Source organism: uncultured Tenacibaculum sp., from assembly GCF_947494125.1.
Lineage (GTDB): Bacteria > Bacteroidota > Bacteroidia > Flavobacteriales > Flavobacteriaceae > Polaribacter.
The window spans coordinates 24,940-51,461 of the sequence record NZ_CANLTU010000009.1 but is presented as its reverse complement, the minus strand read 5'-3'; the positions used below and the strand labels follow the sequence as shown (position 1 = coordinate 51,461).

17 protein-coding genes are annotated in these 26,522 nt (G+C 30.3%); 12 read left to right on the top strand and 5 right to left on the bottom strand.

Translation table 11 applies throughout. From position 1 onward, the window contains the following. From Q0881_RS13675 to Q0881_RS13650, 6 genes are all read left to right on the top strand, one after another. Complete coding sequence (locus tag Q0881_RS13675) at positions 1–549, top strand: 2OG-Fe(II) oxygenase (RefSeq protein ID WP_299161325.1); 549 nt, start codon at positions 1–3, stop codon at positions 547–549. A 1-nt stretch (position 550) separates the two neighbouring features. After that, positions 551–1,276, top strand: a complete 726-nt coding sequence (locus Q0881_RS13670) for a metallophosphoesterase family protein (protein WP_299161323.1) — start codon at positions 551–553, stop codon at positions 1,274–1,276. Positions 1,277–1,372: 96 nt separating this feature from the next. After that, positions 1,373–1,921, top strand: coding sequence for an NADAR family protein (locus Q0881_RS13665; RefSeq protein ID WP_299161321.1), 549 nt, complete (start codon positions 1,373–1,375; stop codon positions 1,919–1,921). A gap of 15 nt (positions 1,922–1,936) precedes the next feature. Then, positions 1,937–2,572: a hypothetical protein gene (locus Q0881_RS13660; protein WP_299161318.1), complete on the top strand. Its 636-nt coding sequence runs from the start codon at positions 1,937–1,939 to the stop codon at positions 2,570–2,572. Then, complete coding sequence (locus Q0881_RS13655) at positions 2,562–3,602, top strand: hypothetical protein (RefSeq protein WP_299161316.1); 1,041 nt, start codon at positions 2,562–2,564, stop codon at positions 3,600–3,602. Before Q0881_RS13660 ends, Q0881_RS13655 begins: the two co-directional genes overlap by 11 nt. 62 nt (positions 3,603–3,664) lie before the next feature. Beyond that, positions 3,665–5,140 carry a nicotinate phosphoribosyltransferase gene (locus Q0881_RS13650; protein ID WP_299161314.1) on the top strand — a complete coding sequence of 492 codons (1,476 nt, stop codon included), beginning with the start codon at positions 3,665–3,667 and terminating at the stop codon, positions 5,138–5,140. Positions 5,141–5,183: 43 nt separating this feature from the next. Here Q0881_RS13650 and Q0881_RS13645 read toward each other — a convergent pair whose 3' ends face one another. Beyond that, the gene (locus Q0881_RS13645) at positions 5,184–7,160 is read right to left on the bottom strand and encodes a YgiQ family radical SAM protein (protein ID WP_299161312.1); all 1,977 of its coding nucleotides are present in this window, start codon (positions 7,158–7,160) and stop codon (positions 5,184–5,186) included. A gap of 122 nt (positions 7,161–7,282) precedes the next feature. Here Q0881_RS13645 and Q0881_RS13640 point away from each other — a divergent pair, with 122 nt between their 5' ends. Then, positions 7,283–9,142 carry a peptidase M61 gene (locus tag Q0881_RS13640; protein WP_299161309.1) on the top strand — a complete coding sequence of 620 codons (1,860 nt, stop codon included), beginning with the start codon at positions 7,283–7,285 and terminating at the stop codon, positions 9,140–9,142. 56 nt (positions 9,143–9,198) lie between these two features. Here the strand turns inward: Q0881_RS13640 and Q0881_RS13635 are convergent, their stop codons facing one another. Further along, positions 9,199–9,939: a DJ-1/PfpI family protein gene (locus Q0881_RS13635; protein ID WP_299161307.1), complete on the bottom strand. Its 741-nt coding sequence runs from the start codon at positions 9,937–9,939 to the stop codon at positions 9,199–9,201. A gap of 89 nt (positions 9,940–10,028) precedes the next feature. On the opposite strand from Q0881_RS13635, the gene Q0881_RS13630 reads away from it, so the two are divergent. Together Q0881_RS13630 and Q0881_RS13625 are read left to right on the top strand one after the other, a co-directional pair. Continuing rightward, the gene (locus Q0881_RS13630) at positions 10,029–11,957 is read left to right on the top strand and encodes a CocE/NonD family hydrolase (protein ID WP_299161305.1); all 1,929 of its coding nucleotides are present in this window, start codon (positions 10,029–10,031) and stop codon (positions 11,955–11,957) included. Positions 11,958–11,959: 2 nt separating this feature from the next. After that, positions 11,960–12,811, top strand: a complete 852-nt coding sequence (locus Q0881_RS13625) for a DUF3667 domain-containing protein (protein WP_299161302.1) — start codon at positions 11,960–11,962, stop codon at positions 12,809–12,811. On the opposite strand, the gene aat is transcribed toward Q0881_RS13625, so the two are convergent. Further along, a complete protein-coding gene (aat, locus tag Q0881_RS13620; protein WP_299161299.1) occupies positions 12,800–13,432 on the bottom strand; it encodes a leucyl/phenylalanyl-tRNA--protein transferase in 633 nt (210 codons plus the stop codon). The two genes, Q0881_RS13625 and aat, sit on opposite strands and share 12 nt — an antisense overlap. A 1-nt stretch (position 13,433) precedes the next feature. Then, on the bottom strand, positions 13,434–14,813 hold the full coding sequence (locus tag Q0881_RS13615; protein WP_299161296.1) for a TIGR00366 family protein: 1,380 nt from the start codon (positions 14,811–14,813) through the stop codon (positions 13,434–13,436). Between the two features lie 158 nt (positions 14,814–14,971). Between Q0881_RS13615 and Q0881_RS13610 the strand changes: the two genes are divergently transcribed. From Q0881_RS13610 to Q0881_RS13600, 3 genes are all read left to right on the top strand, one after another. Continuing rightward, positions 14,972–16,528 (top strand): FAD-dependent protein, encoded by a 1,557-nt coding sequence (locus Q0881_RS13610; RefSeq protein ID WP_299161293.1) that lies wholly within the window; start codon positions 14,972–14,974, stop codon positions 16,526–16,528. An 83-nt stretch (positions 16,529–16,611) separates the two neighbouring features. Continuing rightward, positions 16,612–17,235, top strand: a complete 624-nt coding sequence (locus tag Q0881_RS13605) for a short-chain dehydrogenase (RefSeq protein WP_299161290.1) — start codon at positions 16,612–16,614, stop codon at positions 17,233–17,235. Positions 17,236–17,257: 22 nt separating this feature from the next. Further along, positions 17,258–17,506, top strand: a complete 249-nt coding sequence (locus Q0881_RS13600) for a DUF1456 family protein (protein WP_299161288.1) — start codon at positions 17,258–17,260, stop codon at positions 17,504–17,506. A gap of 250 nt (positions 17,507–17,756) precedes the next feature. Here Q0881_RS13600 and Q0881_RS13595 read toward each other — a convergent pair whose 3' ends face one another. Next, positions 17,757–26,513, bottom strand: a complete 8,757-nt coding sequence (locus tag Q0881_RS13595) for a LamG-like jellyroll fold domain-containing protein (RefSeq protein WP_299161286.1) — start codon at positions 26,511–26,513, stop codon at positions 17,757–17,759. Positions 26,514–26,522 lie beyond the last annotated feature (9 nt).

Genomic DNA, 26,522 nt, shown 5'->3' with positions numbered 1-26,522 from the left:
ATGAAAAAAATTGAGCTACATCCTGAAGTTTTTACAATAGAAAATTTCTTTACATCAGACGAATGCAATGAATATTTAGAATTGTATAAAAACATAAAGTTTGAAGAAGCAAAAATTTCTATTGATGGTCAACAAGTAATGAATAAAAATATCAGAAATAATGATCGTCATATTTTTTTCAATAAAAAACTAGCTGAAAAACTTTGGAATAATTTAAAACAGTTTATTCCTGAAAAAGTTGGATTTTATAAAGCGTTAGAACTTAACGAAATGTTTCGTGTTTATAAGTATTCAGCCGGACAAAGATTTAAAATGCATATAGATGGTAGCTTTCGTAGAAATTTGAATGAAGAAAGTTTATATTCTTTTCTTATTTACTTAAATGATGATTTTGAAGGTGGTGAAACTGAATTTAGAAAAATGTTTACTATTACTCCACAACAAGGAACTGCATTAGTATTTAAACATCGTTTAAAACATGAAGGAAAAGAAATAATGTCAGGAACAAAATATGTTTTACGTACTGATATAATGTATAAAAGAATTTAAAATGAGAACATTTGTAATAGGAGATATTCATGGTGGATTAAAAGCTTTACCTCAAGTACTAGAAAAAGCTAAAATTACTCCTAAAGACACTTTAATCTTTTTAGGAGATTATGTTGATGGCTGGAGTGAATCTGCACAAGTAATTGAATTTCTTATAGAATTATCAAAAACACATAAATGTATTTTTATAAAAGGAAATCATGATTTATGGTGTCAAAACTGGTTAAGAACAGGAGAAGGTGAAGTTGTTTGGGAAATGCACGGAGGTAATGAAACTAAAGAAAGTTACTTAAATTTTTCAGAAGAAAAAAAGCAACAACATTTGGCATTTTTTAAACAAATGAAGCCTTATTATATAGATACTAAAAATCAATTATTTATTCATGCTGGTTTTACTTCTATGCATGGGGTAGAAAAAGAAACCTTCAAAATGAATTATTATTTTGATAGAACTCTTTGGGAAATGGCATTAACTATGGATAAAAGAATTGAAAAAGATTCTGAACTGTATCCAAATAGGTTAAAACATTATCGAGAAATATATATTGGTCATACTCCTACAACTCATTATAGTAGTACAACACCTTTAAATGCTATAAACATCTGGAATTTAGATACTGGAGCTGCATTTACAGGTCCATTAACAATTATGGATATTGACACAAAAGAGTTTTGGCAAAGCGAACCTGTAAAAGATTTATATCCTAATGAAAAAGGAAGAAATTAAATGTCATTGCAAGGAAGTGTAAACAACCTAAGCAATCTTTATAATAAAAAAATCCTTCTTCGTACCTCATTGGAATGACTAAATAAAAATTATACTATGAAATACACAAACGAAAAAATAATAGAACGCTTTAACAATAATGAGACATTAAAGTTCCTGTACTTTTGGGGACACCAACCTAACAAAGATGAGAGTATTGGAAAGAGCTGTTTTAGTCAATGGTGGGAAGCTTCATTTGAAATTGAAGGCATTAGCTATCCTACTGCAGAACATTATATGATGGCTGGAAAGGCTCGCTTATTTAACGATGATGAGATTCTACAAGAAATCCTTAGCGTAAAACATCCACATAATGTGAAAAAACTAGGACGAAAAGTAAAAAACTTTTCTCCTGAGCAATGGAATGAACATAAGTTTGATATTGTTTTACAGGCAAACCACGCTAAATTCTCTCAAAACCAATCTTTAAAAGAATATTTACTGAATACAAAAGATCGAATTATTGTTGAAGCTAGTCCTGTAGATCCTATATGGGGAATTGGGATGGCATCAGATAACCCTAATATCACAAACCCTAATAATTGGCAAGGAGATAATCTATTAGGTTATGCCTTAATGGAAGTTAGAGAGCAATTAACTTTTTAAATATTTTAGTTATTTATGCTTGAAATTGACCATTACTCTAGACTAAATTTAAAATACAATCCTTTTTCTTATCTTAATGATCAAGAATTATTACAAGTTACTTTCGAAAGAATTAATCTAGAAAGATTAACCAAAAAAATAAAATCTAGTGATTCTTGTTTTGTTGAGTTTTATGGTAAAAAAGGAAGAGGTAAATCAACTCTTTTACAATCTCTTTACTCTAACCACTTACCCAATGCTACTTTTGTCAAATTAAAAAAGAAGAAGCACCAATACGTAAACGTGGTACCAGGTATTTTAATTATAGATTCCTTTCAACTTCTTTCCATTCAAAACAAACTACAATTACTTAAGAATCAAAATAAAGTAATTATTAGTTCACATTACTCTCATAAAATTCCTTATTTTTCGAAAAGTAAATTATATGAAAAAGTAAATTTTAATAAACTCGATATTGATATCGAATTTTTAAAAAAAATTGTACAATACAGAATTGAATTAGCCTCTTTGGATCCTCAAAATAAATTGCCAAAAATTAAACGTGAATATCTCGAAAGTTTGATAAAAGATTATGGCAATAATATACGTGCTGTTCAATTGTGTTTGTATAACTTTTTCTTGAATCCAAACAAAAAATTATATGAGTTATAAAAGCTTTGTAGCTATAAAAATAGCATTTGACAAAGAACAGTTTCATGCAAATGAAAATATTACAGGAGAAGTTTTTGTAAGAAACAACAGCCCTATACATTTAGAATTAGAAAATATACAAATTAAATTAGCTCTAAAGCATCAAGGTAAAGGAGAAACTGATGAAATCATTTTAGAAGCTAATACTATCCATGAATTTAAAAGAATTGCCAGAGGACAAACTATCTCCTCTAAGTTTACTTTTAATCCTGCTTACAATGTTTCTTTCAATGGGTATAATATAACGCAAACCATTCTAATAAAGACTAAAGTAGATATTAAAAAAGAAAGTGAAAAACTCTTAAGAGATGAAAAATTATCTAATTTCAAAATTGGTGGTTATCTAAAGGGCCTTTTTAGCCCCGATTTTTATAATGAAACACCTGTTACCATAATAAAAGGTAATACTAATTATCTATTTGAAAAAAATAAAGGCAGCATTAGAGTTGGTTTAAAAAAAGCGCATAATATTTTATTAATTGGGTTAATTGCTTCAGTAGTGCTTTGCATATTTTTTTACAATACAATAGAAACAATTGAAGTAATTTATACCTTCCTAGGCCTGTATACTTTACTTTTTTGCATTGTGTATTACTATAAAATTAGACCTTCACAAGCTGTTGGTTTAATCAATTATAAGTTGAATGTTTTAGATAAAAACTCATATGAAGTAAATCTAAAACTAAAAAAAAGATCAAATATTATAAAAGAAATTAACTGTCAATTAATAGGGAAAGAAAAAGTTACTTATGACAATGGTAGTAGTAGATCTACAACTACTAGAGCTTTCTTTAATGGAGTTAAAAATAAAATCACTCCGAAAACTGTACTAACCTATCAATCGGAGTTTCCTGAAAAATCACTACCAATTTCAATTAACAATAACGATTTTGAAATTACATGGTACTATAGCATAGAAATTTTAACGAATAATAATATTCTTATTAAAGGAGAAGATACTATTCTTATTAGCTATGAACAACAAGAATAATTAAGTGGATTTGTGAGATTAATTTAATTTGCGTATTTTTGACGCAAATTAAATTATTTACTATGAATCCATTATTATATACAGACGGTTATAAAGTAGACCACAGAAGACAATACCCGAATCAAACCACTTTAGTATATTCAAACTGGACACCTAGAAAAAGTAGAATAGACGGTATAGAAAAAGTAGTCTTCTTCGGATTGCAATACTTTATTAAAAAATACATTCTTCAAGACTTCCAAACAAACTTTTTTAACAAGTCTAGAAAAGAAGTTTGTAAACAATATAGCAGACGAATCAATAATTACTTAGGAGAAAATCAAGTAGGTATCAAACATATTGAGGCTTTGCACGATTTAGGATACATTCCAATGGTTATAAAAGCATTACCTGAAGGTACAGAAGTACCTATACGAGTACCAATGTTTACAATGTATAATACCCTACCAGAATTCTTTTGGTTAACCAATTATTTTGAAACACTTATATCTACAACAGTCTGGTTACCATGTAATTCTGCTACAATTGCAAAACAATACAGAAAAATTTTAGATCAATATGCAGATGAAACTTCTTCAGTACCTGAATTTGTAGACTGGCAAGGTCATGATTTTTCTATGAGAGGTATGGCTGGATTAGAAGCTGCAGAATTAAGTGCTGCTGGTCATTTACTTAGTTTTACAGGTACCGATACTATTCCAGCTATCGATTTTTTAGAAACCTATTACAATGCTAATACAGATGAAGAAATAATTGGCGGATCTGTAGCAGCTACAGAACATTCTGTAATGTGTATGGGGACAAATAATGGAGAACAAGAAACTTTTAAACGATTAATTACCGAAGTATATCCAAATGGGATTGTTTCTATTGTTTCTGATACCTGGGACTTATGGAAGGTTCTTACAGAATACTTACCAAACTTAAAAAATGAAGTATTAGCACGTGATGGAAAAGTAGTAATAAGACCTGATAGCGGTGATCCTGTAGACATTATTTGTGGAAATCCAAATGGAAAAACTAAAGAAGAGCAAAAAGGAGTTATTCAACTACTTTGGGAAACTTTTGGAGGTAATACTAACGAAAAAGGATATAAAGAGTTAGATGCTCATATTGGGGCTATATACGGAGACAGTATAACTATTGAAAGAGCTACCCAAATTTGCGAACGATTAAAACAAAAAGGCTTTGCTTCTACCAACGTTGTACTAGGAATTGGCTCTTTTACCTATCAATACAATACTCGAGATACTTTTGGATTTGCTATGAAAGCTACTTATGGAGAAGTTGCAGGAAAAGGAAGAGAGATTTTTAAAGACCCAATTACTGATGATGGCACAAAAAAATCTGCCAAAGGCTTATTAAAAATAACTTTAGAAGACGGAGAATATAAGTTATACGATCAAGTAACTTGGGAAGAAGAACAACAAGGTGAATTACGAGAAGTTTTTAAAAACGGAAATTTGTTAGTTGATGAAAATTTAAGTAACATTAGAATTAGAGTCCATAATTTTTCTAAAGAATTAGCAGTTATTTAATGAATTAAAAAGGTTGGGAAATTCCCCAACCTTTTTAATTCATCTACCTTCTCTTTTTCTTAAATCCATTTCCTTTTTTAGAGTTAGATTTATTTCTTGAGCCTCGAGATTTTGGGTTAAAAGGAGTTACAGTATCATCAAAAGTATTTTTAGCTTCTTTTGCATTTTTATTCTTTTTCCAAGAATTATTTTCAGGCAATAAAACTTTTAATAAATCCTGTCTTCCAACTTTATTTAATGTCTTTTTAATCCAGTCTTTATTTTCTTTTTTATACCAAAAGAAAAATCTGTGTTGCTCTTCTTTTTCTTTTGCTGTTTTAGGAGTTTTCGTCGGTTTTAACGTATATGGATGATACCCACTATAATAAATTACCGTAGCCACCGTCATTGGTGTTGGTGTAAACCCTTGTACTTGCTCTAACTGGAATCCCATATCTTTTGTTTCGGCTGCTAAATTTGCCATATCTTCTTTTTCACAAGCTGGGTGATTAGAGATAAAGTAAGGTATAAGTTGAAGCTTTAATTTTTTCTTTATATTAATACGGTCAAATCTATCTTTAAACATGTGAAAATATTTAAACGATGGTTTACGCATCAATTTTAAAACAGGATCAGAAGTATGCTCTGGTGCTACTTTTAATCGTCCAGAAATATGATTCGTCATTACCTCTTCAGTATAGGCATCTAATTCTTTCGGATCTGCATTTTTATTGAACTCTGGCACCAACATATCATGTCGAATTCCACTTCCAATAAACGATTTCTTTATTTTCGGATGCTTATCAACTGCCTGGTATAATTCTGTTAAAGGTTTATGTGATGTATCTAAATTACTACATATTACTGGTGAAATACAAGATGGTGCAACACATTTATCACAGATAGATTGTATTTTACCTTTCATCTTATACATATTAGCAGATGGCCCACCAATATCAGATAAATATCCTTTAAAATCATCCATTTCAGCAACCTTATCGACTTCTCTTAAAACAGATTCTTGGCTACGACTTGCTATAAATTTACCTTGGTGTGCAGAAATGGTACAAAAACTACATCCTCCAAAACATCCACGGTGAATATTAATAGAGAACTTTATCATTTCAAAAGCCGGAATTGGCCCTCGCTTGTTATATTTTGGATGTGGCAAACGTGTAAAAGGTAAATCGAAAGATCCATCTATTTCCTTTTCAGTCATTGTAGGGTATGGCGGATTAATCATCAAGTTCTTATCTCCTACTTTCTGAAAAATACGTCGCGCTTTTAATTTATTTGATTCTTGTTCAATCACTTTAAAATTAGAAGCAAATGTCTTTTTATCTTTTAAACAAGCTTCATGAGAATTAATCTCTATATCGTCCCAGTTTTTATTTTTCGGAATGCTTTCGCCTTTTTCAACAAAAACAGCTGTTTGTTTAATCGTTTTTAAACTCGAAAATGGAACTCCTTTTTGCAACAACTCTACAATTTCTCGCAAAGGCTGCTCTCCCATTCCATACACCAACATATCTGCTTTAGAAGTTTCTAAAATAGATGGCAATAATTTATCAGACCAATAATCGTAGTGTGTAACACGGCGTAATGAAGCTTCAATACCTCCTATTAAAACTGGTACATCTGGAAATTTATTCTTTAAAATTTTAGAATATACTGAAGTTGCATAATCAGGTCTAAAACCTTTATCTCCATTTGGAGTATATGCATCTTTATCTCTACGTCGTTTGCTTGCCGTATAATTACTCACCATTGGATCCATACATCCACCGGTAACCGCAAAAAATAATCGTGGGGTACCTAATTTTTCAAAATCCTGTAAATTATCGTGTACGCTAGGTTGTGGTACAATTGCTACTCGCAATCCATAACTCTCTAATATACGCCCAATTACTGCAGGACCAAATGATGGATGATCTACATATGCATCTCCACTAAAAAGAATTACATCTAATTCTTCCCATCCTCTTAACTTAACCTCCTTATTTGTAGTAGGTAACCAATCTGAAACTCGTCTAATTCTCATGCCACTGCAAAGGTACGACGTTTTAATTGATATTACCTATCTTAAAAAGATGTTAAATATGTAACAAACCTTGTAACATAACGTCTTTTATAGATACTTATCAACTATAACAAAACATAATCATGAGAAAAATAATATTAGGAATAGCTTCATTAGCACTACTAGCCAGCTGTTCATCAACTAAGAAACTTGCCGAAAGCAAACCTTTAATAGAAACTACTATTGATATTACTAATGTAGTAGACGATAAAGTTCAAATAGAAGTAAATCCTCAAAAGATAAAAGAATCAACAATTGTATATCAAATTCCTGCTATAGTTCCTGGAACTTATGCGATGAGTAATTATGGTCAATTTGTATCAAACTTCAAGGCTTTTGATTATGATGGAAATGAATTAACTGTAAAAAAAATAGATGAGAATTCATGGCAAGTAGCAAATGCTACTAAAATGGATAAATTATCTTACTGGGTAGATGACACTTTCGATTCTGAGGTAAAACACGGAATCTATGTTATGGCGGGAACAAATATTGAAAAAGACAAAAACTTTTTCTTAAACCTTCCTGGTTTTGTAGGGTACTTTAAAGGTAAAAAAGAAACGCCTTATAAAATTACTGTTTTACATCCTTCTGACTTATATGAAACTTCTTCTTTAATAAATAAAAATGTGACTAAAGAAGATAATACTAAAGATGTATTTGTAGCATCTAGATATGATGAAATATCTGACAACCCAATTATGTATGCTCCATTAAATTCTATCAGTTTTAATGTTGATGGAATTGATGTTACTTTAGCTGTATATTCTCCAAACAATGTGCATGCTGCAAAAGATATGGAAGCTGACTTAAAGAAAATGGTTCAAGCACAGAGTAACTTTTTAAAAGGGTTTAAGACTACTAAAGAGTACAATATTTTATTATACTTATTTGATCCTAAAGTTTATAATTGGAGTAGCTTTGGAGCTTTAGAACACCTTTCTTCAACTACAGTTGTTTACCCTGAAACGTATACTAAAAAACAATTAGCAGACGGTATGATTAATGGAACTATTTCTCATGAATTCTTCCATATTGTATCACCTTTATCTGTTCATTCGGAAGAAATTCATAATTTCAATTTTAATGAACCAAATATGTCTAAGCACTTATGGATGTATGAAGGAATTACTGAATATTTTGCAAACTTATTCCAAGTAAACCAAGGCTTAATTACACCACAAGCATTTATTTCTAAAATGCAAGGTAAAATTGCAACTTCTAAACGTTTTAAAGATGATATGTCTTTTACTGAAATGAGTAAAAACATTTTAGATAAAAAATATGCTTCTAATTATTCTAACGTGTACATGAAAGGTGCATTAATTGGAATGTGTTTAGATATTATTTTACGTGAAGAGACTAACGGTAAATATGGTTTACGTGACTTAATGAGAGATTTATCTAACAAATATGGGCAACATAAACCATTTAAAGATGATCAAATCATTGCTGAAATTGTAAAGATGACAAACCCTAAAGTTGGTGCGTTTTTTGCAAATCATGTAGAGGGAACTACTCCTATTGACTATTCAGTATACTTCAATAAAGTTGGAGTTAAAAAAGAAACAAAAACAACCAATTCAGCTTATTTTATAGATGCTAAAGGACAACCTTTTATTTCTGTTAATAGTGATAAAAAGATATTTTTTACACCAAGAACTAACTCTGCATTAATAGCTTTAGGAATTAAAGCTGGAGACATCTTAGAATCTGTAAATGGAGAAAAAGTATCTTTAGCAAACATTCGTCCAGCAATAGGAAAAACAATGCAATGGAAAGCTGGTGATAAAATAACTATGGAAGTTACTAGAGGTGGAAAAATAATAAAACTTGAAGGTAACTTTATACAACCAACCTATGAAAGTTCTAGTTTAGTACTTGAAGAATTGCCTGCAAATGACGCAAAAGTAATTTTAAGAAATGCTTGGTTAAAAAACTAACATTCTTTTTTTACTAAGGAAAACAAAAAAGGCAACCAAATGGTTGCCTTTTTTAGTTAATCATTCAAAATTATATGAGGAACTTTATCTACATCCCAATCAATAACCAAGCCTCCTGCTAAAGATTTAGCAATCTCTTTTCCATATAAATATTCGCATAAATACAAGGCCGCTTCAAAAGATTTAGCTCCTCCTGCTGAAGTAATATATTTACCGTCATGGACAAACAACACCTCTTTTTTAATATCTAAATCAGGAAACATTGTACGCATTTTATCTATATCTGATGGAAATGTTGTTGATACTTTTCCATTTAATACTCCCGCTTTTGCCAATACAAAAGCTCCATCGCAATGAGAAGTTACATACTGTGCTTCTTTGTCAACTTTTTTTACAAAATTAATTAAATCCGTATTTTCTAAATCGGTATCTAAATGATGTTCAGCACTAGGCACTACTAAAATATCTATTCTAGGTAAACTATCTTTCAAATAATTAAAATCTGGTAATATTCTCATTCCTTCAAATGTTGTAATTGATTTATCTGTATCAGCTACAGTAAAAACATTCATCGGTTTAATTCCTTTTCTAAAAATAGTGTGTTGAAAAATATCAAACGGAGCTGTCAATTCAGTATTAAAAGTTCCATCCATTATTAAAAAAGCTACGTTATATCGATCTGGTTTTATCTCTGGAAACTCTTTTTTACTTACTTCTTCTTTTACTGTTTTTTTTGCTACTGTGTTAGTACATCCAATCAACATTAAAATAGTAATACTTAAAACTAAAACTCTCATAAAATATATTTTGAAGCTAAAATATTAAATATTCATAGCTAAACCGCATCAGTTTTTTATATTTACCTCCCAAACAACTAAATAACGTTATGAAACTCTACTTAAAGCTATTTTTAGTTATACTATTAACTACGATAAGTTGTACAAAAAAAACAACTCTGAATAAACCTACAATCACAGAGAAAGACTCTTTTGTAAAAGATAATTATACTAAAAAAGAAGTACGTATTGCCATGCGAGACGGAGTAAACTTGCATACAACTATATACTCTCCTAGAGATACAAGTAAAACGTATCCTATATTATTACAACGTACTCCTTATAGTTGTCAACCTTATGGTGACAATAAGTTTAGAAATAAAATAGGTCCTAATTTAAACCTAATGAAAGAAGGTAATATTATTATATACCAAGATGTTCGTGGGCGATGGATGAGCGAGGGTGTTTATGATAATATGCGTGCATATATACCAAATAAAACAGGATTACAAGCCGATGAAACTACTGATACTTATGATACTATTGATTGGTTAGTTAAAAATGTAGCCAACAATAATGGAAAGGTAGGTACTTGGGGAATTTCATATCCTGGTCATTATGCAACTGTATCAACTATTGATGCTCACCCTGCTTTAAAAGCAGCCTCACCTCAAGCTTGTATTGGTGATTTCTTTTTTGATGATTTTCATCACAATGGAGCTTTTTTATTAAGCTACTTTAAAGCTATTCCTGTTTTTGGAACGTATAAAGATCAACCTACTGATTCTTCTTGGTATTCTATTCCTGATATGAAAACCCAAGATCAATATCAGTTTTTCTTAGATAAAGGTCCTTTAAAAAACTTAAATACCTATTTTCAATACGATAAGTTAGATACTAAAACTCCTGATAATGAAAATAATATTGATGATTTTTTCTGGAAAGAAATTGTAGAACATCCTAACTACGATTCTATATGGAAAAGTAAAGGTATTATTCAACACCTAAACAAAGTACCTTCAACTGTGGCTACAATGATTGTTGGTGGTTGGTTTGATGCTGAAGATTTATATGGACCATTAGAAACGTATAAAAATATTGAGAAACATCAACCTAATAATTATAACACTCTAGTATTTGGTCCTTGGGATCACGGAGGATGGTCTAGAAATAAAGTACCTAATAAGGTAGGTAATTATTATTTTGGTGATTCTATTTCTTTAAAATTTCAAAAAAACGTAGAAACTAAATTTTTTAACCACTTCTTAAAAGGAAATGGTTCTAAGAATAGTGGTTTACCTGAAGCTTATGTTTTTGATACGGGAAAAAAAGAGTGGAAATCATATGATGTTTGGCCTCCAAAAAACACTCAAAAAGAAACTTTTTACTTATCAGAAAATCAAGAATTAAGTTCTTCTCAAAAAGGAATTGATAAAATTAATTTTATTAGTGATATAAAACATCCTGTACCCTATTCAGAAGATATAAAAACTGTATTTACACCTCGTAAATATATGACAGACGATCAACGTTTTGCAGCTAGAAGACCTGATGTTTTAGTTTTTGAAACTGATAAATTAACTGAAGACTTTACATTAGCTGGTGACGTTTTAGCTAAATTAAATGTTGCTACAACTGGTTCTGCTGCCGATTGGATTGTTAAAGTTATTGATGTACATCCTCACGATTTAAAAAACGATAATAAAGAAATGCAAACACATTTAAAACTAAGTAATTATCACATGATGGTTCGTAGTGAAATTATGCGTGGTCGTTTTAGAAATAGTTTTGAAAATCCTGAACCTTTTATTCCTAATAAAAAAACTTCTGTAAATATTAAATTACAAGATGTCTTCCATACGTTTAAAAAAGGACACAAACTTCAAGTACAAATACAAAGTACTTGGTTCCCTTTAATTGATTTAAACCCTCAAACGTATGTAGATAATATTTATAAAGCTGACGAAAAAGATTTTAAAACGCAAACACATACGGTATTCACAGATTCTTCTATTAATTTAACTGTTTTAAAAGAATAACTATGAATTGTAAAAATTGTAATGAGATCTTAGAAAATGACGCTCATTTTTGTGATAATTGTGGAGCTAAAGTCATAAAAAATCGTATTACTTTTAAATTTTTAATGATAGAGCTTTTCGCTGTATTTGGTATTGATAGCTTATACCTAACAACTTTAAGGAAAATGTTTACAGCTCCTCAAGATGTAATGAATGAATATCTTCAAGGAGTAAGAAGACGTTATATAAATCCTTTTGCTTATTTAGCGGTTGGAGCTGCCCTCTCATTAATTATTTTTAATTATTTTTCTGATGATTATCTTAAAATGCAAAGTACTGTTAATCAAACACAAGTAACAGAGCTGAAAGAATTAGCTGAAAAAGATTTAACTACAATTAAAAATATATCTGAAATAGAATTAAATAAATTAAAGGCGAAACAACAAATTGCAAAAAAACAATTAGCTTTTATGGAGAATTGGGTTGTTTTATTTTTACGTTATTTTAATATAATGACATTTTTATTACTCCCTTTTTATGCTTTACTGAGTAAACTAACTTATACAAAGCCTCATAATTTTGGTGAACATATTGTAAGCAATGCATATATACAAGGTACTTCAATGTACATATCAATCATTGCGTTTTTTTTAGGCATGATTATTCATCCTAACATTTTCCTTTCTAGTTTCTTTATTATTATCATTTACTACCTCTATGTTTTCAATAAATTATATAAACATAGTTTTGGAAAATCTATATTAAAATTGTTGCGATTTATAGGTGTTTTAATACTCTTAGTTTTAATATTAACAATTACCTTTCTTATAATTGGGGTTATTTTAGGTTACTTCTTTCCCCAATTATTTAAATAATAAATACGGTAAAAAATCTTTTCTATCAATTTCATGAGCACCTAAACTTGCTAGGTGCTCATTATATACTTGACAATCGATCAATTTATAACCACAATTTTGAGCTAGATGAATAAATGCTACTTTACTCATATTACTTGTTTTACTAAACATACTCTCTCCACAAAAAACACCATTTTCTAAATCCACTCCATACAAACCTGCTACTAATTCATCATCAATCCAAACTTCTATAGATTTTGCATAGCCTTTACTATGTAAACTAATATAAGCATCTTCCATTTCGTTAGTTATCCAAGTACCATATTGGTCATTTCTATCAATATGACGGCAATTAAAAATTACATCTTTAAATGCTTTATTTTCAGTTATTGTATAATTCTTTTTCTTCAAAACCTGTTTCATGGATTTTGAAATTTTTAATTCACTAGGAAATAAAACCATTCGTTGCCATGGTGAGTACCAAATAATAGGTTCCCCTTCATTAAACCATGGAAATATTCCTTTTTTATAAGCATATACTAAACGATCTACTGACAAGTCTCCTCCTATAGCCAAAAGACCATCTTCTGTAGCCAGTTCATAAGGTGGAAATTCTATTTTCTCGGAAAGCCAAATCATACTAAAATATTAATAAACCAATTAAATAAACAATGCTTCCTACTACCATTGCAATTAATGTATATGGTAAAATTTCTTTCGCTTTTAACTTTGTGATACCTAATAGAGGTAATGCCCAAAATGGTTGTAGCATATTTGTTATTTGATCTCCATATGCCAAAGCCATAATAGCTTTAGGTAAAGGAACTCCTAACTGCAAAGCACTCTCTACAACTATTGGGCCTTGCACTACCCATTGCCCTCCTCCACTTGGAACAAAAATATTTACCAATCCAGCACTAAAAAATGTAAAAATAGGTAAAGTAGTTGCTGTAGATATTGAGACAAAAAAGCTAGATATTAATGTTACCATTCCTGTACTTTTCATAATTCCCATAATTCCAAAATATAATGGAAATTGAATTAATATTCCAGAAACATCACTTATAGATTCTCCTACAGCATTGCTAAATTTTTTTAAACTTCCATGTAAAATAATTCCTAATCCTAACATAAAAAAGTTAATTAGATTGGGTGTTATTTTCAATATTTTAATCTCATCAAAATATCTGTATGAAAACGCTACTAAAATTAATATTCCAAAAACATATGCTAAAACTTTAGAGGCATCTAGTTTTTCTGCTTGAGTACTCGCTTTTTCATTTACATCCATTTTATATTCTGGTAAATTTATTTTTATAGGTAAAGCTCTCTTTCCTAAAAAATAAAATGTGCTTGATACCGCTATCAAAACAACTAAAAAAATAAGCAAATTCCACCAACTAAATACAGTTTGAGAATAATCAATTACGTTAGGTATTTGAGCTAATATTTCTTCTGAAGAAATTGTATTCATAATACTTTTAATATGCCCACTCTCATTAATCTTTATAGGTGCTGATCCTGAAATCCCTCCATGCCATACCATTAAACCAACATAACCTGCTGCTCCAATAATAGGGTAATTCAGTTTAATATTATTTTTCTGTGCATGTTCTGCAACTTTACGTGCTAATAAAGCACCAAAAATTAACCCCAAACCCCAATTAAAAAAAGCAACGAACATTGTTGTGCTACTTACAATAGCAGCACTATTTGCTGTATTTGTACAGTATTTAGTAACCTTTAATATTAAATTACTTATAGGTTTACTTAACACCAATACATGACCTAATACCAATATTAACATCATCTGGTAAGCAAAAACCAACAGGCCATTTGTCCAAATACCTCCTTCCCAAAACTTTAAAACTTCTAATGAATAAGTTCCTACAGAAACATTTATTGGTTTTGTAAAAACAAGTGCTAAAATTAATGTCAGTAAAGTTAATAGAATGGCAATGGTAAAAGGAGATGGCAAGTATTTTTTAAATACATTTTCTATAACCTGAGTAATCTTCATAAAACTAAGTTTGTTTCGCTAAAATAAACAAATCAAGTAAACTCCTTTAGCATAAATTTTCTGAGTATTTATTATTAACTCCTTACTTCTTAATCAAAACTTTGGAGTATTTCATATCTCACTTAGCGAGTAATTCAAAATTTACCTAGCTTTGCAGCATGGTAAAAGAACTTCAACTACGAGTTAATTTAATAGAAGAAAAGAAAGAAGATATTCTAAAAAAGAAGGCTTCTACAAAATTAGAAATTAATATTGCAAATATTACAGCAATAAAAGTTCTTAGAAAATCTATAGATGCTCGTAAAAAAGATGTTGTTTTCAACTATAAAATAGCCGTATATATTAACGAACCTTTACCTGACACTCCTGATTATATTTTTGACTACAAAGATGTTTCGAAAGCTAAAGAAATTCATATAATTGGTTTTGGACCTGCAGGAATGTATGCCGCGCTCCGCTGTATTGAATTAGGTTACAAACCTATTGTTTTAGAACGCGGTAAAAATGTACAAGATCGTCGTAGAGATTTACGTGCTATTAACCAAGAACACTTTGTAAATGAAGACTCTAATTATTGTTTTGGTGAAGGTGGTGCTGGTACTTATTCTGATGGAAAATTATACACTAGAAGTTTAAAACGTGGAGATGTTCGAAGAATCTTTGAAAACTTAGTATACCATGGTGCTACAGAGCAAATTTTAATCGATGCACATCCACATATTGGAACCAATAAACTTCCTAAAATCATTCAAAATATTCGCGAGAATATTATAAAATATGGAGGTGAAGTTCATTTTGATACTCGTGTTACCGATTTTGTGATTAAAAATAATAAGTTACAAGCCATACAGTTACAAAATGGTACTGAAATGACTGTGAATTCGGTAATTTTAGCCACTGGACATTCTGCTAGAGATATTTACGAATTACTTCATAAAAAAGATATCTTATTAAAAGCAAAATCATTTGCAATGGGAGTTCGTGTAGAACATCCTCAAGAAATTATTGATCAAATTCAATATAGTTGTTCTGGTCAAAGAGATGAGTTATTACCTGCCGCAGCTTATAGCTTAGTTCAACAAGTAAATAATAGAGGTGTATATTCGTTTTGTATGTGTCCTGGTGGATTTATTGTTCCTGCCGCAACTGCTAATGGTGAAGTTGTTGTAAATGGAATGTCTCCTTCTCGTAGAAATAACAAGTTTGCGAATTCAGGAATTGTTGTTGAATTAAATATTGATAAAGATTTTAAAAAATATGAACATTTTGGACCTTTAAAAGGTTTAGAGTTTCAAAAAGATTTAGAAAAAATAGCTTTTAATGCTGGAGGAAGAAGTCAAGTTGCTCCTGCGCAACGTTTAACTGATTTCGTTGAAGGTAGATTATCATCAAGTTTAAATGAAACTTCGTATCAACCTGGTTTAAAATCTTCTCCACTTCATTCATTACTCCCAAGATTAATTGGAGCTAGATTGCGTAAAGGTTTTGATGCTTTTGGAAAAAAAATGCACGGATATTACACTTCTGAAGCTAATATTATTGGGGTAGAATCTCGTACCTCATCACCTGTTAATATTCCTAGAAAAGAGAATTTAGAACATCCACAAATTGAAGGTTTATTCCCTTGCGGTGAAGGTGGAGGTTACGCTGGTGGTATTATTTCTGCTGCAATGGATGGTGAGCGTTGCGCTGAAGCTGCAATTGCTAATTTATAATTAACAATATTTCTTTGATTTATCTGTAATTACCTTGTATTTTTGCCCCTTCTAAAAGACTTTAGAAAACCAAGTAAAAGAAAGTGGAGAAAAAAAGAAAGAAAAAAAAGAATAAACCGCACGTAAAACGTTTACATAACTACTACCAACGTACTGGTTTTTATATGTTTATTTGGGAAAGTTTAAAAAAAGCTTTCTGGCCTATAGTTGGTGCAGTCGTAGGTATATTTTTATTCAATAAATACGTTTATAATATTAATGATGGCTTACAAGCCATGACTGAAACTTTTTCGAGAGTTGGTGTTCTAATCACTTTCTTTGTTTCTGAAACAATATTAGGATTAATTCCTCCTGAAATTTTTATTGCTTGGTCTAAAAAAACTGCAGCCCCAGTTTTAAACTTAGCTATTTTAGCTACTTTATCATATTTTGGAGGTTTAACTGCTTATTTTATTGGTAGAGCTTCCTTAAAAATAGATTCAGTAAGAAACTACTTGGAAGTTAAAATGGCTAAAAACCTTAAAAACACAAGTAAATGGGGTGGTTTTTTAATTTTGGTTGGAGCTTTATTACCTTTGCCTTTTGCTATTAGTTGTTTAACAGCTGGTATGATTAAATATCCTTTTAAAAACGTTGTTCTTTTCGGATTATTTCGTTTTTTGCGTTTTGCCATTTACGCATGGGCAATTTTTAAAATGGTTAACTAATACAAATCTTTATATTACTACAATGGGTGGATTATCGAACAATGATATTTTTAAAAAATTAAGAGTAGCTCATAAATTACGCGACACTGATATTATTGAAATCTGTGCTTTAGTTGATTTTAAAGTTTCTAAAGGTGAATTAGGTGCTTTTTTCAGAAATGAAGAGCATCCTAAATACATGGAATGTGGAGATCAAATTCTTAGAAATTTTTTAAATGGGTTGATTATTCATTTAAGAGGCCCGATGCCTCCTAAGCCTAAGAAAAAATAAGACAATAAAAAACCTTCTGATAAATCAGAAGGTTTTATTTTTCCCCTTAAATTCCTCTACCAGTTAAAAACTGGACGAAGACAGTACAAATATATGCTGAACTAATAAATAATAAAATGGGATTTCCGCAAAAAAAAATGCAGATTTCCGCAAAACACTAAATTATTTACATATGCTATTGATATATTCAAATAAAAGCATTAAAAAAGAGGCAGTTTTCACCACCTCTTTTCATTCATATTTAGATTATTTATTTAATTATTAATTTACGTTTCTTTCTTTTTCCATTTACTCTTAATTCATAAATATAAACTCCTGTTTGAAGTTTACTTCCTCTTATAGCTCCATTCCAATTTATACTGTGTTTAATAGTACCTTTTACTTTTGATGCTACAAAAGTGTGCAGTTTTTGCCCTAATAAATTATACAAACTAAGATCTACATAGGCATCATTAGAAATACTAAAACTAATTTGAGTATACTCTCCTACTGGATTTGGTGTATTTTGAGATAATACCAAACTATAGTTATCGTCTAACGCAGCTTCTTTAGATTTTAATTCAAATTCATATGGAGTCTTCATGTCACCTAATGTTTTATCAATTATGAAGTCTTCAACATTGTTTAAATCGACAATATTTGTTCCATCATACAGTTTAAACTTAACTTTTTTAGAACTATTGCTACCTATTCCTATATAATAATGATACTGATTATTAATGAATTCTACTTTTGAAACACCTCGTAATTCATTATCTATAAAAGCTAAAATTGTTTGTACTTTACTTGAATCTAAGTTTTCACTATTAATAATACCATTTACATACATAAAATTAGCGTATCTATTAATATCTATAGATAGATCTAAATCTTTATACGACGGTACATCCTCTAATTTACTGAATAAATTTGATTGTTTATTTACAAGTTGAGCCCCTTTAGCAAATGATCTTGCTGCTACATTTTTAATAATACCTGAATAATTTATTGCTCCTGCATTTTGTGATTTAAAAATATAACCTAACCCTGGTGTTAAATGTGTTAAACTACCACGCCATCCATCAGAAGTTGAATATTCAGCAAATAAACCTCTTCTTTCTATTCTATCTCCTTCACTCACATTTGTTGATGTAAATGATCTTAATGCATACCCTGTACGTTGTAAATCATTTGGATAAAAAGGAATTGCATTTCTTGTATTACCTCCATTTACTGATAGATTGTTATCTAAACCAACAGGTATACCACTTATTTCAATATATTTCACGCTTTCATGAGTAGCCGCTACATTTATTAAATAAGCTTTTGTTACATCTAACTCAGTTAAACTTCCAGTAAAAACATCATTACTTCCCAATACTGCTACATTATTATTTAACAAATCAATAATTTGAGAATTAACTGGTAATCCTTTAATTGCAGTTAAAGACAACTTATTAGATGCTTGATTATCCTTTAAATTGAAACTTAATTCTTGGTACCCTTGTACAACTGGTATTCTTCTAGTAACTTTTTTACCTACCGTAAATTTAACAGGCACTGAATTAGAACCTATAGTTTGATTTGAATTAAAACTATAATTTTCAATAATCCCTTCATACTCGGTACATTTTGAAGCATCCCATACTTTAAAGTTTAGCATTGATGTTTCTCCAATATTTCCAAAGACTGTTAAATCAACCAAACCTGAAGTTCCAACTTTTGCATATCCTCTTATTTGATTGCCTACATATGCTTTTACTACATCGTTTATATCTACAGAGTTTTCTGAGTTAATAACTAAATTACCTTTCATATTCATTGAAAATGGATAATTATTTTCAAACCCTGCTTCCACAGTTGGTTCTGGACATTTTACTGTTACCTCAACTCTAAAACTCTCTACTCCTAATTTTAAACCTGTATCTTTATTACTAGTTTTTATATAAATAGTAGCTGTATGAACTCCTGGATTTAAATAGTTTTTTACTTCAAATTGTAAATCTCTATTCGTTTCTGTTGCTCTTATTATATTTAAAGCATCTTTATCTGGGTTTGCTCCATTATTTACACCAAACCAAACTGGTAAATTTTCAAAAGTATAGGCAACATCTACACCACCTTCTTCATTTATTAAATCTACATAATCTATTAGCGTTGCTTCTCCTTGATTTTGACTTATTGATATATTATTATGACTCCATTTTAGTTTACTTCTATTTATAATAAAACTCCAAGATGTTTTGTCAATTTTATTCCCTAGAGGGTCTTGTAGCTTTTTATCTTTTACAAAAACTGTTAATCGCGCTCCTTCTACAAATTCTAAATCCGAAATCTTCATATTAAAATTAATAATCGTATTGTTTTCAGACATCGTTGTTGTAAACTGAATATCATCTACCATTTTTGTTTTATCTAATGGTGCTGCTGCTTCATTTATTACAAAGTCAATTCCTGTAGCCGTAGTTCTTTGGGCGTTTCCTGTAAAATCTTGAATTGCTTCATCTGGATTCCCATCAACTCCTTGTTTTGCTAAAATGTTATTATTAAATACAAAATAGGCTTCTAAATCATCTTCATTTCCTAGTAATTGATTTTTAAAATTACTAGCAATTTGTAATGGTGTTCTAGCTGATTGCCATATTCTCATTTCATCTAATGATCCCACAAAAGAATCTGAAGATACTTCTGGTGAAATTATTACATCTTCCGTATTTACTTCATTACTTATTGTAGATATATTTCCTGAGCCTACTTCTCCTCCATTAAAATAAACGATAGCATTTCCATTAGTTTTATCATATACTACTGCTATATGTGTCCAAGTAAATGGTTGGACTCCTCTTGTTGATTTTACTCCATCATTCGTTATTATCTTTCCATCTGGCATTAATGAGATATGATAATTTCCTCCTTTTTGAATAATTGGAACATTAATTCCTGAAGGGTATTTTGATGGATTAATCCACGTTTCAATAGTTAACTTGTCTTCTAAACTAAATTTATTGTTATGTGGAATCGTAATAATATCTGAAACATTATCTAGTTTAACTGAGGTTAATGGTTTTGGCACACCTCCTAAAATTCCTCTCATTGCCAATGAGTTTAAATTTACTGTAGCTGGGTTTATTGGTGCTGAAAATTTAGCTGAAATAGTTCCTGTAGTAAAAATTCCACCATTATCTGGAGTTGTTAGTACTAATTGAGGTGCTTCTCTTGCTATTTTTCCTTCTACAAATGGAGTTGGGTTCTTCCTATTATTTGGATTCCCTGAACCTCCATCGCTACATACTGGTACTATTCTAAAACTATATTCCCCGTCTACCAAGCCTGATACATCTGCACTGTATTCAACTTGATCTGTTTTTGAATTTAAGTGCTCTTTTAAGGTTTGTAAATTTAACTTCTTTAATATTTTAGGTGTATTATTTCCTTTAATAGTATACTCTAAATCTACAGAGAAATCAGTTTCATCAGCCAGTCCTTTTAATTCTGGTATTCTAAATGTAAAATCTAACTTCTTCTTATCAGATCCATTTACAACCCATTCATTTTGTGGTGCATCGGAAGTAATTTCCTCTATACAAGCTCCTGTAAAATGAGCAGTTACTAATATTTCTGCATACGGTTTTACTCCTACTTCATTATACTCATCTACTCCATATGAACGATAACGATCTCCTGCTTGTTCACATTCTGAATACATTTGAATTTTTATATTCTCGTATGAAATTTCTGATGGAGCATCGGTTCCTCTAGAGATTCGTAACTGTGCTTTAATTTCATTTCTTACTCCTGTTGGTGAGCTTGAATCTAAATCAAATACAAATTTTGAAGATGTAGTTGGCTCAAAAATAGGTGACTCATTTAGATTTACTACTGCTCCTAAAGGATTAGAAGCTCCTGCCATACCTACTATATACGTTTTTCTAGTTGCATCTTTTGCTATTTGTGTGTTACGTAGTGTTAAATTATAAAGTATAGATTCATCACCAGTACCATAACCTACTACTTTATCAACAATTAACTCTACTCCTTCTCTAGGTACTGTTCCTGATTCAAATGGACAAGAACTTCTTCCTGCATTTGTTAAAAACATTGGAGTATCGTATTCTGGATCTCTTTTAATTAAAACATCAAAATGATCTCCTGCATCATCATCATTTAAAGTAAAACTATCGACTCTATTATTTCCGTTTTCATCTGTATCTGTTCTACTATTAAAATTATGAACTTTTGTTTGATTTTCTAACGTAAGTCCTACTCCAAAAACCGTAAAATCTGTTGAAAAACTAACTCCTACATATGGTCCTCCACTGAACGAATTCCCTGTGCTTTCTGTTTTTCCTCTTGATAATGTATAACTAATTTCGGTTAATGCATCAAATGTAATACGTTGATCTAATGCCGAAGCATTTAATCCTGCACCACTTTGCCCTACATCATTATCATTTGTAAGCTTCTTAGTTGTTGAGCTAAAATTAGGAGCTCTATCAAAATATGCTTTAGTTCGCTTATCATGATTCTTTTTTATAATCGCATTCCATCTAGATATTTGATGTAAGTAATTTAGAATGTCTTTATCCTCTCTATCTTTAGGTGTACTTGCTAATAACTTTTCTAAAGTTCCTTTTAAATCTAAATGATCTCTGTCTTCTGGAGCCGTTACGATATTATTATTTTGATCGTACTTAGCTATAGCTAATTGATATAAGTTAGGTATTACAATATCATTTAAGCTTTGCTTTGTATACGCAAAAGGTGTAACGGTAGATGGTTTTGCTACTTTACTTGAGCTCTCAACTACAGGAGAACATCCGTTTAGTTTTAATACTTGTCCTGTTCCGAAAGTAATTACTTTAGAGGTACCTATAAATACATCGGCATCTTCTCCTACATAAGTTGGATCTGAAGGCGTTGATATTGATTTTTCTAGAGTTACCGTTTCTGAATTACCACTATGTCTTACATAATCGAATTTTCCACCTATTAAACCTTTCGTATCACTGCTTGTTTGTAATACTGGATTTACAAACCCTGCTACGGTTCCTACTCCCAATGGAGCTGCAACTACACCTGTTAAAATTTGTTTTTTAACTTTTAATTTCGCTCCTATTGAATTGTCTATTTCTAAACCTATTCCATTTTCTGCTGAAAACGAATACGAATACGTAGCTCCTTTTGCTAAAGTTGCTGAACTATTATCTCCTGGAGGATCATGCAATACAAAACCTACCTGTGGTTCTATTAATGTAAAATCTGAATTTCCTTGACGAGCTCCAAGAATAATTGCTTTTTTAGTTATTGAAGCTGTTCTTCCATTATGACTTGCTGATATTAAAAAACTCCTTGTATGATCTCCTAAAAAGTTTGGTGAAGACACTTGTGTAAAAAACTCTAACAGTCCTTTACTTAAACTATTTCCTGCTAAATTACTATCTGCTAAAATTGCATCACCTCCAAGTGATATCTCTGCTCCTGATACTGCACATTTGTTTGCTCCATATCTTTCAAAAACACTAATATCCATTTTAAAACCATCATGAGAATTAAATGTATAGCTTCCGTTACATGTACTATTGATTTGTTCCCCAACATAATCTCTCATATTAGCTACATCTCTAACACCTGCCATATCAAACTTGAATAGCTCTATTTCTAATTCTATAGGGTTTCTAAATTCAAAATCATATATCACGTTATTTCTACGTAGATCTATAATAGGACTGTTTAATGCTCTATTTGTATCTGTATTCGTAATTTCTACTCTATATTGACCTGGTAATAAATCATTCACTGTAAAAACTGTAGCATCATTATTAAAATTAGCTGGACTTATTATTTTCTCAAACTTTGGGAATTCAATATCTGTACGTACAATTTTCCCTGTCCAAGCTCCAACACTATTATTACAAGGAACTACAATGTTTCCTATAAAACTACGTCTAGTTGTATTTTCAAAATTTACATTTTGTAAAGGTTCTTCTAGTACTACTTCATAACTATTCCCTTTAGGGTTTAAACTCGTATTAACGGCTTTGTATGTATATTCTACATCTCTTACATACTGTTTATGTGTAGTATTATCAAATTTACAACCTCCTTCAAATTGTAGGTAATTATTTTCTAAATCGCTAGTAATTAAATTAATTGCTTTAGTTCCATACTTCTGATCAAAACTATAAGATAATTCTAATTGTGATTTTTCTAATGTAAGATATTTTCCTTCTCTTACTTTAGCAATATCTTCTTCTTCAAGCGCTGTAGTTCTGTATTCTAATAAATCAATATGCGATTTTGAAAAATTAATATGCTCTCCTGCTTTTTCTTCAGCTCCTACTACTAAATTTCCAGCTACAGTTAACGAACTTAATGAAGTATTCTTCCTCTTACTATTTACATAAAGTGACATCGTTCCTTTTACTTTATCGTAGTTTATACTAAAGAAAGAAAATTGTCCTGGACTATTTGTTGGTAATGTTTCTGATAATTTTTCCTCAGTTCCTGTATATACTTTTAATGTAGCATTATTAATTAACTTTAAACTTAAAGTTCCCCATTGTAAAACAGTCTGAATCGCTGGAATTTCCTCTTCTGTATTAGTTCTTAAAAATGGTCTTATAAATCCTGTCCAAACAAAACTTTCTCCATCATTACTTATAGATTTTGAAGAATTTGCATACCCTGTTTTTCCGTCAAAACCTAAACTTCCTTCATTTAAACGCTCTTCATTCATTAATGACAATCTAGCACTAGGAGTGATTATATGTTTCCCTGGAGCCGTTTTAATAGCATAAGTTCCGGTATTATCTGTAGTTACCTTAGCATCCTCAGCACTTTGAATAACTGAACCATCTACTTCTATTGCTGTTCCTCTAATTACTGGATATAATTCTTCTTCTACTTTATAAGATATAACTCCCGTTACTGGTAAACTAGATACATCATTAAAATTCACATTAGTTACCTCTGCTCCATTTAATCTTCTTGGTATACCTACTAATCTATTCTTAGGCAAAAAGCTAAATCTTGGTTTTGAAGGCCTTATGGTATATTCAAATTTATTATCGTTATTAGTTACACCTTGTATTCCTGTGTTTAAACTATTGAATTCATAATTTCCTGTTTCATTTGTATAGGTTGCATAAGTTATTTTTGGTTGCTCTTCTGCTGCCAAATGCTCTAACTCTCCTTCTGTTTCTGCAATATACTCTCCTCTTCTTGTTGGCGAAAAATTAAATATTTTATGACTGTCATTAAAATCAAAACGATAGTAAGCAAATAAATTCTCTACATCTCCTCCAATAATATGATTTGCATATTTACTTATTTCTATTGGAGTTCTTGGTGCGTTCCATAATCGAACCTCATCAATATAATACGTTACGTTTGTAATTTCACTTAAATAGAATGTATTAACATTACTTAAACTTAAGTTAAGTAAACTAGTTGTGCTTGCATTATTTATCGGGTTTCCATCTTCATATAAAATTCCTCCCGTAGCACTAAATACAAATGCATAATGATGCCAATTTGTATCAGATGTTCTTGTTCCTTCTAAATAACTAGCTCCATTTAACTTAACTATTATTTTATCTTCTGTAAGAACTAACTCGCTGTTTCCTATTTTAAGTATTTTATTTTCTCCTGCTGACACTGCTGGAGTTTTATACCAAAATTCTAAAGTAGCTCCTCCTTTAGCTTTTCTAAAAGCATTAATATTTTTTATAAGTAATGGCTTTTTTCCTTGTATAAATTTTAATGCTCCTCCTGGATTTGTATTTCCATCTGCAATTGCTTCTACCTTTGCATATTTGGTAGCTACATTTGATGAAGTTTCGATAATCCCGTTTACTTTTCCATTTGGTAACACAAAGCCTACATCTTTACCTGATAATGTTGTTGCTCCATTTTTTTTAGCCTCAACTGTATACTCATATAATTCGTTTGGCAATATTCCTTTATCTACAAAAAATAAAGATTCTGAAGGATTTCTTGTTTCTGTATCTTTTAACGAGTGTATTACTGTACTTGTAGTTCCTGCTCTTAAATTTCTTCTTTTTATATCGTACCCCTCAACATTTCTTACATGCTGCCATTCTATTAAAACTCCATTTGTTCCTGATAATAAGGTATGATCTATACCATCTCCATCACTTGCCCTTATTATAATTTTATTCAAATTTAGTACTGGATGTTCTATATCTGAGCCTATTCTTCCTATAACATTAGTCTTCAAACTTGATGAAAATTCAGCTTCTTTAACTAAATTATCATTTGGAAAATATTCATATAATAAGTTTTCCCAAGAAACAGATGTTAGTACGTTTCCTCCAAAAAAATCTTCGTTTTTATAATTTGTATTAGTATATACTATTTCTAAACCATTATTTTTTAATTCCAATAATGAATTTTCTGTTTCTTTATAAAAAGTACGATACTGCTGTTCTTTTATTTGTTTCTTAGTTTTTACATTCGACCAACCTCTATATTCTGCTAAAAACAAATCGGTTTTTTTATCACTTAGAAAGTATAATTCTTGTACATCAAAAGTAAGTTGAGTGTTAAAAAAATATTCAACTCCATCTATATATACTCGCAATTCATTAAACTCTTTATCTATAGTGATTGAGTAATGATGCCATGAATTTTTAAATAGTCTTTCATTTAATAAAAAGTTTCCTATTTGTGCATCATTATCTCCTATTTTTAAAGAAATTTTATCTTCTTCAATACTTAAAGTAAATTCTTTGTTTCCTGCTTCTAGATTAGAAAACTGCCATTTTACGGCCTCAGAATTACCTGATGTTGCGGTATTATGCATTCCCCAAAACTCAATTGTTGCCTTATTATTTATACCGTTGCTTAATAAACGACTTAATTTTGTTTGAGGATTAAAAACCCTATTATACCTTCCTTTACTTTGTATTTGCAAAACCGCTAAATCATGTGATTGTTGGGCATGTATAAAAGAAAATGAATGTAATAGAACTACTAATAAATAGCCTATAATTTTATTTTTTCTCATGTTTATTAT

What these genes read in the sequence shown, in the direction of transcription:
- Q0881_RS13630 (WP_299161305.1), top strand. Translation starts at nt 10,029, where the DNA reads ATGAAACTCTACTTAAAGCTATTTTTAGTTATACTATTAACTACGATA.
- Q0881_RS13615 (WP_299161296.1), bottom strand. Translation starts at nt 14,813, where the DNA reads ATGAAGATTACTCAGGTTATAGAAAATGTATTTAAAAAATACTTGCCA.
- Q0881_RS13650 (WP_299161314.1), top strand. Translation starts at nt 3,665, where the DNA reads ATGAATCCATTATTATATACAGACGGTTATAAAGTAGACCACAGAAGA.
- Q0881_RS13610 (WP_299161293.1), top strand. Translation starts at nt 14,972, where the DNA reads ATGGTAAAAGAACTTCAACTACGAGTTAATTTAATAGAAGAAAAGAAA.
- Q0881_RS13655 (WP_299161316.1), top strand. Translation starts at nt 2,562, where the DNA reads ATGAGTTATAAAAGCTTTGTAGCTATAAAAATAGCATTTGACAAAGAA.
- Q0881_RS13670 (WP_299161323.1), top strand. Translation starts at nt 551, where the DNA reads ATGAGAACATTTGTAATAGGAGATATTCATGGTGGATTAAAAGCTTTA.
- Q0881_RS13675 (WP_299161325.1), top strand. Translation starts at nt 1, where the DNA reads ATGAAAAAAATTGAGCTACATCCTGAAGTTTTTACAATAGAAAATTTC.
- aat (WP_299161299.1), bottom strand. Translation starts at nt 13,432, where the DNA reads ATGATTTGGCTTTCCGAGAAAATAGAATTTCCACCTTATGAACTGGCT.
- Q0881_RS13665 (WP_299161321.1), top strand. Translation starts at nt 1,373, where the DNA reads ATGAAATACACAAACGAAAAAATAATAGAACGCTTTAACAATAATGAG.
- Q0881_RS13660 (WP_299161318.1), top strand. Translation starts at nt 1,937, where the DNA reads ATGCTTGAAATTGACCATTACTCTAGACTAAATTTAAAATACAATCCT.
- Q0881_RS13600 (WP_299161288.1), top strand. Translation starts at nt 17,258, where the DNA reads ATGGGTGGATTATCGAACAATGATATTTTTAAAAAATTAAGAGTAGCT.
- Q0881_RS13595 (WP_299161286.1), bottom strand. Translation starts at nt 26,513, where the DNA reads ATGAGAAAAAATAAAATTATAGGCTATTTATTAGTAGTTCTATTACAT.
- Q0881_RS13645 (WP_299161312.1), bottom strand. Translation starts at nt 7,160, where the DNA reads ATGAGAATTAGACGAGTTTCAGATTGGTTACCTACTACAAATAAGGAG.
- Q0881_RS13640 (WP_299161309.1), top strand. Translation starts at nt 7,283, where the DNA reads ATGAGAAAAATAATATTAGGAATAGCTTCATTAGCACTACTAGCCAGC.
- Q0881_RS13625 (WP_299161302.1), top strand. Translation starts at nt 11,960, where the DNA reads ATGAATTGTAAAAATTGTAATGAGATCTTAGAAAATGACGCTCATTTT.
- Q0881_RS13635 (WP_299161307.1), bottom strand. Translation starts at nt 9,939, where the DNA reads ATGAGAGTTTTAGTTTTAAGTATTACTATTTTAATGTTGATTGGATGT.